Raw genomic sequence first — 13488 nt, 5'->3', positions numbered from 1 at the left:
GGGGTCGCGGGTTCGAGTCCCGTCCGCTGCGCCATATTTTACGAGTCAGGCAATGTCTGGTTCGCGATTGCAAAGCACCGAAGCTTGCAGTCAAAACGAGTTACTTGAGCGCAAGCTCAAAGCGATACGCAGCGGTAGTTCAGTCGGTTAGAATACCGGCCTGTCACGCCGGGGGTCGCGGGTTCGAGTCCCGTCCGCTGCGCCATATCTGTTTCAAGGACCACTGAACGCCTTGAAACACCGAAAGCAACCTTGGTTGATTCGGATCCGATAGCAAAGACCCTGGTCGAAAGACCGGGGTTTTTTGTGTCTGAAATTTGGCTTTTTCCCTCTGCTCCTTCCCTCTGATTCTGAATCCGACACAAATCCCCATGTGGGAGCGAGCCTGCTCGCGAATGCGGTGTATCGGCAAAAAATGCGCTGACTGACACTACGCCTTCGCGAGCAGGCTCGCTCCCACATAGGGCGTTGGTGTCTTCAATGAACTCCTGCGGTCTCACGCCGCATTGATTTTTTGATTCTTTAGTCAAATTTTTGTAACTGGTTGTTTGCTGCGAGCCCGGAAACCTTTAAAGTTAACCTTTCGGTCAGCTTTGCACTGTCATTACGCCCTTTGTTTAGCCAAAAAGGGCTTCTGCAAGACTCGAGATTCCCAGTAGATAACCAGAAGGGCGGACACATAACCGCCCAGAGGATGATCCATGTCCAACCGTGATATATCCCGGCGCTCGTTCCTCCAGGGCGGGCTGGTGGCGGGTGTGAGCGTCACGCTCGCGCCGCTCAGCAGTCAGGCGCTGGCTGCCTTGATGGAAAACAGCGTCACTGTGCCGTCCGAGAAGTGGCTCGGCAACAACGGCAAGGCGCGCCAACGTAACGACGCATTGTCCAAGGTCTGCGGCAGCAAAGTATTCGCTCGCGACATTCGCTCCAGGGACATGCCGGGCTGGCCTGAACAGCAAGGCCACGCCATGCTGCTCAAAACCATCAAGGCTGACCGTATCTACGACGGCTACGACCTGTCGTGGCTCGGCGCCGACCTGCAACCTGACCGTATCGTCACCGCGGCCGACCTGGACAAGGACGGCATCGTGTTTCCGGAAGAGCATGCCCCGGACCCATTGCTGCCGGAAGGCAAAGTGCCGATGTTCATCGGTCACCCAGTAGCGATCCTGATCTGGAACGATTTCGAGCGTTTCCGCCAGGCCAAGAACAAACTCAAATTCAATGACAAGGCGATTCGTTACGGTGCACAAGTGCCGTACTACGAAGGCGACCCCTATGGCAGCTTCCGCTACGTGCGCGTGGGTGGCCCGACCTCGGCTGATGAAGACGAATTCGCCAGCCTCAAGGACTCGATCCTGTTCCCGATGCTGAAAAACCGTCGCCCGGTGTGGAATTCCCAGCCAAACCTGCACGGCAACCTGACCGAGCGTGGTCTGTTCTACGCCGACCGCATGAAGAAGGAGATCGACACGCCGCCGGACAATTGGCTGGTGTTCGACGAACGTTACAAGACCCCGTCGATCGAGCCGGCCGCGATGGAGCCGGACAACGGCAACGGCTGGTACGACCCGAAAACCAAGACCCTGCACTTCGTGGTGGCTACCCAGTGCCCGCTGGAAGCTGCGACCGAGACTGCGAAAATGATCGCGCCGTCGCGCTTCGGCCTGGCCAACCTGAACATGCACCCGGGTTACACCGTGGGTTACGGTTCCAAAGACCACAACATCTTTGTCTACTACGCAGCCCTCGCGGCGTTGTACGGCGCCGGAGTGCCGGTGCGTCTGGCCAACGATCGCTACGAGCAGTTCCAGAGCGGCATCAAGCGTCACCCGTTCGACATCCGCTACCAGTTGGCGGTGGACAAGAACGATTACAGCTTCAAGATTTTCCGCGCTGAAATGAGTGTTGATGGCGGCGGTCGGATCAACTACAGCCCGTCGGTGGCTGCGGTTGGCGCCACGGCTGCACAGTCGATCTACTACATGCCGCAGAACGATCTGCAGGTCACCGCTTACTACTCGCGTGGTGTTGAAGCGGGTTCGATGCGCGGCTACGGTACGCTGCAAAGCATGGCCTCGACCGAAATGATGGTCGACGAAATCGCCAATCGCCTCGGTGTCGACGCGATCGACCTGCGTCGCAAGAACGCCCTGCGTTCAGGCATGAAAAACACCCAAGGTGCGATTCCGGCCGGTGCCTTGCGCCTGCACGAGATTCTCGACAAGGCTTCGGTGCACGAAGTCTGGAAAAACCGCGACGCGATCAAGCAGCAGCGCGAAGCCGCCGACCCGGACAACTGGTACGGCATCGGTTTTGCCATTTGCCAGAAAGACTTCGGCACCGGTTCGGAAGCGCCGATGGCCAGTATCGAATTCACCGCTGAAGGTCGCATTACCCTGCGCCACATCGGTATCGAAATCGGCACCGGCATGTCCACTTCGCAAGCATTGGTGGTGGCCGATTTCCTCGGCAGCCCGGCGCATGACGTGAAGACTGGTGAAACCGAATGGAAGGAAATGCAGCTGATCACCAGCGGCAACCCTTACATCATGAGTCAGGCCGAGCAGGACAACCTGCTGCGCAACCCGCGCTGGGTCGGCAAGCTGGCCTCGGCGTCGTCCGCGACCAACTCGGCTTATTACTTCAGCCACGCCACCCGTGAAGCGGCGCGCGTGCTGTTCAACAACGGTTTGTGGCCGGCGGCCATGGAGATCTGGCGTCAGGGGCCTTACGGCGGGCAAGCCAACCCTTACGTCGTGCGTCGTGAAGATGCGCATTGGGTCGACGGCAAGCTCACTGCCAACGGCATGCAGCCGCTGACCTTCGAAGAGCTGGCCAGGCACGCTCACGAGCGTGGTCTGGTGACCGGCGCCACCGTGCACGCGTTCAACCGCTGGAGCTGGGCCGAGGCCGAATACAGCATCGACGGCGTGCGCGAGCGTCTGCCGCTCGATGGTCTGGCGGTGAAGTACGGCGATGGTGCGCCGAAGGCGAAGAAGGCGCTGATGAGCACGGCGGGTTTCCACCTGCTGGATCGCCAGAACATCAACTACCCGGTTGTCCAACTGAACAATGCTGCGGTGACTTACTACAGCCCGGTGGCCACGCTGGTAGAACTGAAGGTCAACAAAGGCTCGGCGGAAGTCGAAGTACTCAACCACCACTCGTGGGTCGAGTGCGGCCGGGTGCTGGTCGAAGAACTGGTCAAGGGCCAGCTCGAAGGTGGGATCGCCATGGGCATCGGTCACGCGCTGATGGAAGAGATGCCGCTGTACGAAGGCGGACCGGGGGAGGGTGACTGGAACTTCAACCGTTATCGCCTGCCGATGGCCCGCCACGTGGCGGTGTGGAAGCAAACGGCAGAGATTCTGCCGCCGCTGTCGCCAAGCGATCCGTCCAAAGGCATCGCCGAAGTGGTGATGATCCCGGTGGTCGGTGCCATCGGTAACGCTGTGGCGCACGCCATCGGTAAACGTGTTCGCGATCTGCCAATCACTGCTGCGCGCATCAAGGAGGCCCTCAATGGCTAACCGTCCGCTTCAACTGACCCTCAATGGTCAATCCGTCGGCCCGGTGGACATCCCTGATGACCTGCCGATGATCGACTACCTGCACGAATACAAGAACCTCACCGGTTCGCGCCTGGGCTGCGGCCAGGGCATCTGCCACGCCTGCGTGGTGATCGTCGACAACCCGGACGGCACCAGCGAAGAAGTGCGCACCTGCATCACCGGCGCGCATTACTTCGAAGGCAAGAAAGTGCGCACCATCGAAGCTCACGCCAAGCGTGACGAGCAGGGTCAGGTCACTGAACTGAACCCGATCCAGCAACGCTTCGTCGACGAATTCGCCTTCCAGTGCAGCTACTGCGCGCCGGGTTTCGTCAACGCCGCGACGGTGCTGGTGGAGAAGCTGCAGCGCCAGCCGATCGCCAAGAGCAAGCTGGAACAGGTCATCGAGGACAGCCTCGGCCATCACGTCTGCCGTTGCACCGGGTACGTGCGTTACTACAACGCCACCCGCAACGTGCTGACCGATCTCGGCCTGGTCAAGGAGGGTTGAGCATGAAGCATCTACTGACCCGCCTGACTCTGGCGGTCGGGCTGGCTGCGCCGGTGTTGTTTGCCCACGCCGATGATCAGGTCAAGCGCGGCGAATACCTCGCCCGCGCGGCCGACTGCATGGCGTGCCACACCGCACCGGGCGGCGCGCCGTTTGCCGGCGGGCTGCCGATCGTGTCGCCGTTCGGCACGATCTACGGCACCAACATCACCCCGAGCAAAGAGTACGGCATCGGCCTGTACAGCGATGACGAATTCTTCGCTGCGTTGACCGAAGGCAAGCGTCGCGACGGCGCTAATCTGTACCCGGCGATGCCGTACACCTCGTATCACCTGGTGCCGCGTGAAGATTCGGACGCGATCCACGCCTACCTGAAAACCATCGAGCCGATCGAGCGTGCGGCGCCGGTCACCAGCCTGAGCTTTCCGTTCAACGTGCGTCTGGGCCTGATGGGCTGGAACATGCTGTACGGCAAAGCCCTGAAACTGCAGCCGGCCGAAGGTAAAAGTGAATCCTGGAAGCGCGGCCAGTACATGGTCGAAGTGCTCGGTCACTGCGGCGAATGCCACACGCCACGCGGCCTGCCGGGCGCGATGCAACTGGACAAGCGTCTGACCGGCGGCATCCTCAACGGTTATCTGGCGCCGAGCCTGCTCGCCACCGATCTGGCGGCGCGCGGCTGGAACCAGCAGGATCTGAGTACGTTCCTCAAGCACGGCATGAGTGCGCAGGGGACGATGTTCAACGAGATGTTCCCGGTGTTCCACAACAGCACCCAGGGCCTGAACGATCAGGATCTGGCAGCGATGGCGACGTTCCTGCTCGGCGACAAGCCGCCAGCAGCCAAAGAACTCGTTGAAGTGCCGGTGGACAAGCTCAGCCCGAGCGCCCAGCGCGGCCGTCAGGAATATTTGAACGTCTGCGCCGGTTGCCATGCCGCCGGTGGTGAAGGCAAACCGCACATCGCCGTGGCCATGCGTGGCAATACCACGCTGCGCCTGGAAGATCCGCGCAACCTGGTGCGGGTGATCGAGGACGGCATCGGCGAGCAGAAATTCGCCGGGTTCGAGCACATGCAGCCGATGCCGGGTTTTGCCGACAAGCTCAGCGCTGAGCAGCTTACTGATTTGATGAACTATCTGCGTCAAGGCTGGGGTGGTCAATCGGCAGCGTTGGCGGTCAGCGACGTGCAGAAGCTGCAAGCGGAAGTCCCGGCCGTCGAGCACAAGGCGCACTGACATGCAGCATCTCGATCTGCAAGTGGTACGGCGGGCGCTGGAGTGGTCGGTGGCGGGGCAGCGCCTCTGGCTCTGCACCGTGTTGACCACCTACGGCTCGGCGCCGCGCGCACCGGGTTCACTGCTGGCAGTGAACGATGGCGGGCAGTGGATCGGGTCGCTGTCCGGTGGCTGCGTCGAGGAAGACTTTCTCGAGCGCGTGGCGGAAGGTGCGTTTCTCGATGCGGTCAACGTGGTGCGTTACGGCAAAGGTGATGATCCGCGCTCGCGGGTCAGCCTGCCCTGTGGCGGCATTCTCGACGTACTGGTAGAGAAATTTGACGCCGGCTGCGAGGTGCAGGTGCATCTGCGTGAGCTCGAATCGGCGCTGCTCGGTCAGCGCCGCTTGATTCGCGAAGTCGATCTGGCCAGTGGTGCGCGCAGTCTGTTCGCTGATCGCGAGCAGGGCGCGCGCATCGAGCGCGAGATCGACCGGGTGCGGATTCGCATTGGAGCCGCTCAGCGTCTGTTGCTGGCGGGATATTCCAGCGTGGCGCAGGCGTGCGCCGAGTTCGCGGTCGGTCTCGGCTTCGAAGTGATTCTCTGCGATCCGCGTGATGACGTGCTCGAAGGCGTGGTGCTGAATGGCGTGGAGATTCGTCGACAGTTGCCGTCAGTGTTCATCGCCGACGGCGGCTGTCACCGTGATACCGCGGTGGTGGCGTTGACCCACGATCCGCGTATCGACGACCTGGCGATGATGGAGGCGGTGCGCACCGAGGCGTTTTACATCGGCGTCATGGGCTCGCAGCAGACTTCGCAGAAACGCTTCGAGCGCTTGCGCAGAATTGGCGGGCTGGGGGAGGTTGAACTGGCGCGGATTCATGCGCCGATCGGCTTGAACCTGGGCAGTAAGACGCCTGCGGAAATCGCCTTGGCGGTGCTCGCTGACATCTTGCGGATCCGTAGCGGGATCGCTCGGGACCAGCTCTGAAACAAGCTGGTAGCGTACTTTTTGTGGCGAGGGGATTTATCCCCGATAGGTCGCGTAGCGCCCCCTTATTTAGAGGGAGTTGCTACGCAGCCCATCGGGGATAAATCCCCTCGCCACATGTGTTTCTGCAGTCAGAATCCGAATTTGTCGCGCAACCCGTAGTACCACGCGCCCAACGCGGCAAACGGCGTACGTAGCATCTGCCCGCCCGGGAATGGGTAGTGCGGTAAATCAGCAAACGCATCGAAACGCTCAGCCTGACCGCGCAATGCTTCAGCCAGCACCTTGCCGGCCAGGTGCGTGTAGGTCACGCCGTGGCCGCTGCAGCCTTGTGAATAATAGATGTTGTCGCCCAGACGCCCGACCTGCGGCAGGCGCGACAGGGTCAGCAGGAAGTTGCCAGTCCAGGCGTAGTCAATCTTCACGTCTTTCAGCTGCGGGAAGGCCTTGAGCATTTTCGGACGGATAATCGCTTCGATGTTCGCTGGATCCCGCGCGCCGTAAACCACGCCGCCGCCGAAGATCAGGCGCTTGTCGCCGGTCAGACGGTAATAGTCGAGCAGGTAGTTGCAGTCCTCAACGCAGTAATCCAGTGGCAGCAGGGATTTCGCCAGCTCTTCGCCCAGCGGTTCGGTGGTGATCACCTGCGTGCCGCATGGCATGGACTTGGCCGCCAGTTCCGGTACCAGATTGCCGAGGTAGGCGTTGCCGGCGACGATGATGAACTTGGCCCTGACCTTGCCTTGCGGCGTGTGCACCACCGGGTTGGTGCCGCGCTCGATGCGCACGGCGGGCGATTGCTCGTAGATTGTACCGCCGAGGGATTCCACGGCGGCGGCCTCACCCAGCGCCAGGTTCAGCGGATGGATGTGGCCACCGCTCATGTCGAGCATGCCGCCGACGTACTGATCGCAGGCCACCACTTCGCGAATGCGGCGCTCGTCGAGCAGCTCCAGTTGCGTATGGCCGAAGCGTTCCCACAGGCGCTTCTGTGATTCCAGGTGACCCATCTGCTTGGCGGAGAGGGCGGCGAACACGCCGCCGTCCTTCAGGTCGCACTGGATGTTGTACTTGGCGACGCGCTCGCGAATGATCCGGCCGCCCTCGAACGCCATCTGCCCGAGCAATTGCGCCTGCTTGGGCCCGACGCTGCGCTCGATGACGTCGATGTCGCGGCTATAGCTGTTGACGATCTGCCCGCCATTGCGCCCAGACGCCCCGAAACCAACCCTGGCCGCTTCCAGCACCGTCACGCGAAAACCGTTCTCCAGCAGGAACAACGCCGAGGACAGCCCAGTGTACCCGGCGCCAATCACACAGACATCCGTCTCCACATCATCCTGCAAGGCTGGACGTGGCGGTACGGCATTGGCCGACGCAGCGTAATAAGACTCTGGGTAAGGGGTGTTCGCCATCCTGCAGCCTCTGTTTAATATATTTTACGAGTGCGCCGATGCTACCCGAGTTGAAAAACCTCCGCCAGCCACCGGAAAAATCTTCTTCACCGGCCCGAAATTAAATATTTTGCATATTCATAGGGTTAGGTGAAAAAAAGGTGTTGACACCCCTCCGGAATTCCGTAGAATGCCGCCTCACAGCAGGCACGTAGCTCAGTTGGTTAGAGCACCACCTTGACATGGTGGGGGTCGTTGGTTCGAGTCCAATCGCGCCTACCAAACAAAATCCGCTCTGCTGGGCGGTCTAGAAGGGCTCACCGAAAGGTGAGCCCTTTTTTGTTGTCTGCGATTTGCAAAACCACCATATGTAGCAATAGTCGACTCATTTTTCCATGGACTGGCAGATGAAAAGCTTGGATGACCTGATAGACAGCCACGACCCCGCGTTACCTCTTGTTGAAAAAATGTTGGCAGAAACAACCCGCAATTATGAGTTGCTGCCACCGTCCACTGATAACTCAAGAGTGCTCTGTGCTCTACAGGTCACGACGAGATCAACGTTAGGCGCTATTGCTTACGAAACTGGGGGGCTACTGATCGATCATGGGTGGTTGCGAGTACTTGGTTCTGGGCATGCGCAATTACCTCGAAATCTCTCTGATTGGAACGACGGTCGAGCGGCGGGTTATTTGCTGGTCGCTGATGACGCTGCTGGAGGGTTCTTTTCCATCAATGGGGGCGGGCTTGGGGATGACGTGGGGGAGATGTATTACTGGGCGCCAGATTCGTTGCAGTGGGAGCAGTTGGGCATTGGTTATACCGACTTTCTCTGCTGGGCCTTGAGTGATCGGCTTACTGCCTTTTACGAGGGCTTGCGTTGGGACGGTTGGCGTGAGGACCTGAGTGGGCTGGGAGCGGATCAGTGCTTTTCCTTCTACCCGTTTCTTTGGGCGCGGGAAGGCTCAATCGAAGGAAGTCGCCGTACGATGGTCGATGTAATTGAGCAGTTCGACATGAATGTCGAGCTGGCTAACAAACTCGATTATGGCACTGAACAGCCGGCCTGAAGCTTCCTGCTCGTCAGCCCAGAAGAAGCCATTGAGCGGAATTTGTCATTTCTGAAAAGAGTAATAAACCATGGCCGGCCTTCAAGTGTCAGCGGCGCTCGCAGGATCTGTCGCGGGTAGGGGGGGCTCGTTCGAGCCGAACCCCTTTTCCTGGCCGTCGTGAAAAAGTCTCCGTGATTGGAGCTGGCCTGAAAAGACTGAATCACTCCATGAGTTTTTTGCCATATTTGTAGGCAAGGTAGCCCCCAAGGCCAACCGCAATAGTTCCACCGACCACCCAGCCGACGACGGGGACTGCGCTTGCAGCTGCCGCAGTACCGGCGATTGCAGAAACTCCGCCTGCCATGCCTGCTCCACCCGCTGCAACTGCTCCACCTCCTGCTGTTGCCAATGCGGCTGTTGTTGCTGCCGCCCCAGCACCTGCGGTGCCAAGCGTTGCTGCAGCTGTGGCAGAGGCGGCTGTCGCCGCTCCTGACACGCCAATAAAACCGCCGATTCCTGCTCCAGTTGCAGCGCCCACTCCCGCAGCAATTGCGTCGTCCGTTTCAATAGCCATGCGTACCTGCCATGTTAATGTCATTTGAAGTGCGGATGACATCATAAAGCCATCATTCTGTGAAGAGGTCTTGAACTCCAGGCCGAAAATTCACCTTAATCCTGTGGGTTATGAGAGTGGGCTGGAAGTGAAGATCAAGCGGCCGCAGGCCTGGCTAATGTTGATTTGTTATGGGCACCTAAAGTCCCAAGCATCAATAATCAGGTCTGCTACCTCTTCACCAGTCGTTGTGACGCCTAAACATTGCTTGTTTTTCTTGTAATGCAATTCGCAATATTGCACGCCTTGGCTGCATCGTTCGATTTCAATGATACCCATGTTTTGAAGTTCTATTGCCGTACCAACGGGCTGCATCTCTTTCGATACGCTGGGTTTCCAGCCGTGTTTGAGTAATGCCTTTCGTGCTGATAAGAAAGGCATTCCTTCCTTGATGGGAATGTCTGTTGCGCTGGCAATGGTGCTGGCGCAGCAGAGCAAAATACATGCAATCAGATGTGGTCTCATTTGGTAGTCCCAGCAGATTTCTTGTCGGTGGCCTCCATGCGGCGGGCGGTGGCCCATCGGTAAAGCTTCCCATTGTCCGGATGCCTTGTGTTGCATCTTCAATGTCGACCGAAAAAAACACCGCTCGTCGCCAGCGCCCTTTAAAATTATGTGGATATTGAATGACTTACGAGCGTTACGAACCAGCCGGTTATCAAAAAAACGTTGTTACTGGCCGTGGATTTCAGTAACATTCGCCCCGCGTTCACCACCACGGTTTATGCATTTTTAAATCCCAAGCTTCCATCAGCTGCTTGGGATTTTTTTTGCCTGCGATTTGGCGATTCCCACTTTCTGTCTCCCTGCTTCCTTCGCGAAGCTTTCTAGCCCCACGATGCTGTGTGGGCGTAACTGACGTTTTTCGACTACTACTGACTGGCGTTTTCCAGGGCTTTTTCAAAGGAGTTCGTTGATGCTGGTTCACTGGTTGCTTGCCGCTATCCATCTATTGGCTTTCGCCTTGGGCTTTTGGGCCGTGTTGACCCGTGGTACGGCGTTCAGTCGTCTGGCTGCTGGCGTCGGCGAGGCGAAGCGAGTTTTGCTTGCCGATAATCTGTGGGGGATTGCTGCGCTGGTGCTGCTGGTGACCGGCGGCATGCGCGCCTTCGGCGGCTTTGAAAAGGGCACTGACTATTATCTGCACCAGCCGCTGTTTCACTTGAAGATGACGCTGTTCGTGCTGATTCTGCTGTTAGAGCTGGCGCCGATGATTACGCTGGTCAAATGGCGGATCGCATTGGCGCGGGGCAAGGCGATCGATACCGGACGTATAAAGCTGTATGCGCGGATCAGCCACGTCGAGGCGCTGCTGTTGGTGCTGATGGTGATCGCCGCCACCGGCATGGCGCGAGGCGTGACGTTCGGCTAACAGGGGGCAATTCCCTGTGTTCTCTCGGAAACGTCTGACAGCCAGGCTTGGCAGTCGCAGGTAGTATCGCGCTGCAGGAGAGGGAAGGGAGCGAGTGAAACGGAGGGGGGATGTGTCAGGCGCCGTGCCCAGTGGGCTGGGGAGCGGATGGCAATACGGCGCGTGAATCTTTAGCCAGTCATTACGCTGAGCAAACGAACTGGCTACTGACTGCAATGCGGCTCAGGGTGTTTGTGGCTTGTCCGGGGCGGTCAGGCCAGCCTGAATACGCTGATAAATCTCTTCGCGGTGTACGGCGACGTTTTTCGGGGCGTTGATGCCGATGCGGACTTGCTGACCGCTTACGCCGAGGATGGTGATCGTAATGTCATCACCAATGTTTATGCTTTCACCGACTTTGCGGGTGAGTATCAGCATGGTCTTCTCCTTGATTGCTTTGTAGGGCACCTGATTCAGACAGTGCAGAGGTCGGTGGTACGTATAGATTAGTGCGAAGTCTCACGGTTTGGGTGCCTCTTTCTGACGCGCAGATGCGGCATTAATTCCCAGGGCGTAACTATACAGAGGCTGCAATCATCAATCTCGTTGTTTTGTGCCCATTTTGCGGGCCTCGCGAAGTATTTATGAATGTTAAGATTGCCGCTTTGAGATTTTCGAGGAAAGCGTTGTGCGCAAATTGGTCTGGATGGTCGCGGCACTGGCATTGGCAGGATGTGGTGAAGGCAAGAGTGTAGACGTGCAGAAGCCGAAAACGGCAGTCGCGGCCGCCCCTGCGGCAGTGTCCGCCCCGCAGTGGGACCTCGAAGTGCGTGGCGAAACGCCTCAGGCTGTCAGCGACCTGAGTGGCTGGTTGATCGAGCATGCTTTCGTGCCGACCGTGATCAAGGACAGCAGCGGCAAGACGCGGATCCTGATTGGCCCGTTCAACTCTCAGGCCGAGGCTGAAGCGCGCAAGGTGCAAGTGGACGCGGCCTTGGTGAAGGCCAAGAAACAGAACGTTGAATCGGTGATCGTGGAGCATCCGCTCGCGCCGTAAGCAGCGCTTTCAGCGGAGCGGCCTAAAGGACATCGCAGGCGATTCGTCTTATACGAGTCAATCACGATTTTCTGCAGGAGCTCCGCATGGCCTCCACCGCTCCCTATAAACTTTTCAATGCAGTGCTGCAGCGCAAGACGCTGTTGAGCCCGCACATGATGCGGATCACGCTGGCTGACCCTTCAATCGGTGGCATGGCCACCTGGGCGCCGGACCAACGCGTCAAACTGTTCTTCCCTGCTGAAGATGGAACCCCCGCAAAGCTCGCGCAGGAGGAGGGTTGGTACGCGCGTTTTCGTTCGATGCTCGCGAACCGTCGACCGGCAATGCGTACTTACACCATTCGTCATCTGCGCGCCGATCAAGGCGAAGTCGACATCGATTTTGTCCTGCATGGCGAGACCGGTCCTGCTTCGCGTTGGGCGCTGCATGCGCAGCCGGGTGCCTCGATGCAGATTCTCGCTCCCGACCGCGGATTTTCCGCGCAGGACGCCGGAGGGTTTGAATGGAAGCCGCCGCAGATACTCCAGCAGGTTTTGCTGGTGGCCGATGCGACGGCATTGCCAGCGGCCATGGGCATTCTCGAAGAGTTGGCCGCCCTGGCCGAACCGCCCCAGGTTCAGGCGTACTTTGAAGTGGACAGCGCCCCAGACATGCTCTCGGTACCAGACTGGCCCGGGCTGTCGGTGCAGTGGCTGGTTCGCGATCAGGCGCCGGCAGCGGTTGCTGGTGCGTTGATGGCAGAGGCAGTGCAACGGGCGTTCCTGCCGGCAGATGATTCCTCAGCCGGGCAAGCTGCCGAACTGGCTGAAGTCGATATCGACAAGGACATTCTCTGGGAGATCGCCAATACCGCCCCTGAAGGGTTCTATGGCTGGATTGCCGGAGAAAGCGCTGCGGTGATGCGCCTGCGCAAGCACCTGATCAAGGCATGCGGCATCCCGAGAGAATCGCTGAACCTGATGGGGTACTGGCGCTACAACAAGGCCGGCAGCTAGGCACAAAAAAGGCCTCGAACACCACGTTCGAGGCCTTTTCTTTTGGCTGGAGGATCAGCCGCAGGCTTTCAGGTTCACCGGGCCGACAAACTCATTGCCGCGTCCCATCACGCACGCCACGCTCTGGTTGCGCTGGCGTTCCCAGTCTTGCACCGGGTAGGTCTTGTCCCACGCCTCGTACAGCTGCCGATCCTGTTTCGACAGGCGCAAGCCGTACTGCTTGCTCATGTAGAAGTAGGTGCGAGCGATCATGCCGCGAATCGACGGGCGGGGCATGACCTTCTTGGCCTTGAAGTCGACCTGGGTCAGGCACGAGCCGTACTGGCCGGATTGCACCGGCAGCCAGCCATAACTGAAGTTGCTGCGATCACCGTTGACCTCGCCGATGCTCGGCACCAGATTGTGCAGATCGGCTTCGGCTTTCTGATAGCTCGGGTCATAGCGCGTGCAGTTTTTGCGCCCGCCCGACTGCCAGCATTGACGCTGATGGCCGAACTCCCACGCCGGCACAATGTGCTCCCACTCAATGCGCGAAGCGCGCTTGGCATTTTTGCGCGGCACGTAGCCGCAAGCCTTCAAGTCCACCTTGTTGCCGGTGTACTTGCACCCGCAGTAAAACTCGGTGGACTGTGGTGCATACAGTTTCCAGGCGACCTTCTTGGCTTCGGTAAAGGTGCGGGGTGCGCCAGCGTGGGCACCACACGCGATGAACAGCAACAGCAAAGCAAAACAGCGGACACTCATTGA

13 protein-coding genes and 2 tRNA genes are annotated in these 13488 nt (G+C 59.0%); 10 read left to right on the top strand and 5 right to left on the bottom strand.

Going from position 1 to position 13488, the window contains the following annotated elements:
* Positions 1 to 128: 128 nt before the first annotated feature.
* The 5 genes from PseAD21_RS17525 (at position 129) to PseAD21_RS17505 (ending at position 6276) form a co-directional block, all read left to right on the top strand.
* A tRNA-Asp gene (locus tag PseAD21_RS17525) sits at positions 129 to 205 on the top strand.
* Positions 206 to 701: 496 nt separating this feature from the next.
* The gene (locus PseAD21_RS17520; protein WP_102356761.1) at positions 702 to 3533 is read left to right on the top strand and encodes a xanthine dehydrogenase family protein molybdopterin-binding subunit; all 2832 of its coding nucleotides are present in this window, start codon (positions 702 to 704) and stop codon (positions 3531 to 3533) included.
* Positions 3526 to 4065 (top strand): (2Fe-2S)-binding protein, encoded by a 540-nt coding sequence (locus tag PseAD21_RS17515; protein WP_025111196.1) that lies wholly within the window; start codon positions 3526 to 3528, stop codon positions 4063 to 4065. The genes PseAD21_RS17520 and PseAD21_RS17515 overlap by 8 nt, the downstream gene beginning before the upstream one ends.
* 2 nt (positions 4066 to 4067) lie before the next feature.
* Entirely contained in the window at positions 4068 to 5303 is a 1236-nt protein-coding gene (locus tag PseAD21_RS17510; RefSeq protein WP_102356760.1) for a cytochrome c, read from the top strand.
* 1 nt (position 5304) lies between these two features.
* Complete coding sequence (locus tag PseAD21_RS17505) at positions 5305 to 6276, top strand: XdhC family protein (protein ID WP_102356759.1); 972 nt, start codon at positions 5305 to 5307, stop codon at positions 6274 to 6276.
* A gap of 131 nt (positions 6277 to 6407) precedes the next feature.
* Here the strand turns inward: PseAD21_RS17505 and PseAD21_RS17500 are convergent, their stop codons facing one another.
* Positions 6408 to 7691 carry an FAD-binding oxidoreductase gene (locus PseAD21_RS17500; protein WP_102356758.1) on the bottom strand — a complete coding sequence of 428 codons (1284 nt, stop codon included), beginning with the start codon at positions 7689 to 7691 and terminating at the stop codon, positions 6408 to 6410.
* A 184-nt stretch (positions 7692 to 7875) separates the two neighbouring features.
* On the opposite strand from PseAD21_RS17500, the gene PseAD21_RS17495 reads away from it, so the two are divergent.
* Positions 7876 to 7952, top strand: a tRNA-Val gene (locus PseAD21_RS17495).
* Positions 7953 to 8077: 125 nt separating this feature from the next.
* A complete protein-coding gene (locus PseAD21_RS17490) occupies positions 8078 to 8740 on the top strand; it encodes a DUF2625 domain-containing protein (protein WP_102356757.1) in 663 nt (220 codons plus the stop codon).
* Between the two features lie 202 nt (positions 8741 to 8942).
* Here PseAD21_RS17490 and PseAD21_RS17485 read toward each other — a convergent pair whose 3' ends face one another.
* Both PseAD21_RS17485 and PseAD21_RS17480 read right to left on the bottom strand, forming a co-directional pair.
* The gene (locus PseAD21_RS17485) at positions 8943 to 9341 is read right to left on the bottom strand and encodes a hypothetical protein (protein ID WP_146011294.1); all 399 of its coding nucleotides are present in this window, start codon (positions 9339 to 9341) and stop codon (positions 8943 to 8945) included.
* 123 nt (positions 9342 to 9464) lie between these two features.
* Entirely contained in the window at positions 9465 to 9800 is a 336-nt protein-coding gene (locus PseAD21_RS17480; RefSeq protein ID WP_256588180.1) for a hypothetical protein, read from the bottom strand.
* Between the two features lie 451 nt (positions 9801 to 10251).
* On the opposite strand from PseAD21_RS17480, the gene PseAD21_RS17475 reads away from it, so the two are divergent.
* Positions 10252 to 10707: a DUF2214 family protein gene (locus PseAD21_RS17475; RefSeq protein ID WP_102356755.1), complete on the top strand. Its 456-nt coding sequence runs from the start codon at positions 10252 to 10254 to the stop codon at positions 10705 to 10707.
* A 222-nt stretch (positions 10708 to 10929) separates the two neighbouring features.
* Here the strand turns inward: PseAD21_RS17475 and csrA are convergent, their stop codons facing one another.
* Positions 10930 to 11124, bottom strand: coding sequence for a carbon storage regulator CsrA (csrA, locus tag PseAD21_RS17470; RefSeq protein WP_003179932.1), 195 nt, complete (start codon positions 11122 to 11124; stop codon positions 10930 to 10932).
* A gap of 250 nt (positions 11125 to 11374) precedes the next feature.
* On the opposite strand from csrA, the gene PseAD21_RS17465 reads away from it, so the two are divergent.
* Positions 11375 to 11743 (top strand): SPOR domain-containing protein, encoded by a 369-nt coding sequence (locus PseAD21_RS17465; protein WP_102356754.1) that lies wholly within the window; start codon positions 11375 to 11377, stop codon positions 11741 to 11743.
* 86 nt (positions 11744 to 11829) lie between these two features.
* Positions 11830 to 12741 (top strand): siderophore-interacting protein, encoded by a 912-nt coding sequence (locus PseAD21_RS17460; protein ID WP_102356753.1) that lies wholly within the window; start codon positions 11830 to 11832, stop codon positions 12739 to 12741.
* 54 nt (positions 12742 to 12795) lie between these two features.
* Here PseAD21_RS17460 and PseAD21_RS17455 read toward each other — a convergent pair whose 3' ends face one another.
* Entirely contained in the window at positions 12796 to 13485 is a 690-nt protein-coding gene (locus PseAD21_RS17455; RefSeq protein WP_102356752.1) for an endonuclease, read from the bottom strand.
* Positions 13486 to 13488 lie beyond the last annotated feature (3 nt).

Origin of the sequence: Pseudomonas sp. AD21 (assembly GCF_002878485.1) — a bacterium.
Taxonomy (GTDB): Bacteria; Pseudomonadota; Gammaproteobacteria; order Pseudomonadales; family Pseudomonadaceae; genus Aquipseudomonas.
The sequence above is the reverse complement of the archived record's forward strand: the minus strand, read 5'-3'. Positions and strand labels throughout refer to the sequence as shown.

Coding starts and splice junctions, on each gene's coding strand:
- PseAD21_RS17520 (WP_102356761.1), top strand. CDS start 702: ATGTCCAACCGTGATATATCCCGGCGCTCGTTCCTCCAGGGCGGGCTG.
- PseAD21_RS17515 (WP_025111196.1), top strand. CDS start 3,526: ATGGCTAACCGTCCGCTTCAACTGACCCTCAATGGTCAATCCGTCGGC.
- PseAD21_RS17510 (WP_102356760.1), top strand. CDS start 4,068: ATGAAGCATCTACTGACCCGCCTGACTCTGGCGGTCGGGCTGGCTGCG.
- PseAD21_RS17505 (WP_102356759.1), top strand. CDS start 5,305: ATGCAGCATCTCGATCTGCAAGTGGTACGGCGGGCGCTGGAGTGGTCG.
- PseAD21_RS17500 (WP_102356758.1), bottom strand. CDS start 7,691: ATGGCGAACACCCCTTACCCAGAGTCTTATTACGCTGCGTCGGCCAAT.
- PseAD21_RS17490 (WP_102356757.1), top strand. CDS start 8,078: ATGAAAAGCTTGGATGACCTGATAGACAGCCACGACCCCGCGTTACCT.
- PseAD21_RS17485 (WP_146011294.1), bottom strand. CDS start 9,341: ATGATGTCATCCGCACTTCAAATGACATTAACATGGCAGGTACGCATG.
- PseAD21_RS17480 (WP_256588180.1), bottom strand. CDS start 9,800: ATGAGACCACATCTGATTGCATGTATTTTGCTCTGCTGCGCCAGCACC.
- PseAD21_RS17475 (WP_102356755.1), top strand. CDS start 10,252: ATGCTGGTTCACTGGTTGCTTGCCGCTATCCATCTATTGGCTTTCGCC.
- csrA (WP_003179932.1), bottom strand. CDS start 11,124: ATGCTGATACTCACCCGCAAAGTCGGTGAAAGCATAAACATTGGTGAT.
- PseAD21_RS17460 (WP_102356753.1), top strand. CDS start 11,830: ATGGCCTCCACCGCTCCCTATAAACTTTTCAATGCAGTGCTGCAGCGC.
- PseAD21_RS17455 (WP_102356752.1), bottom strand. CDS start 13,485: ATGAGTGTCCGCTGTTTTGCTTTGCTGTTGCTGTTCATCGCGTGTGGT.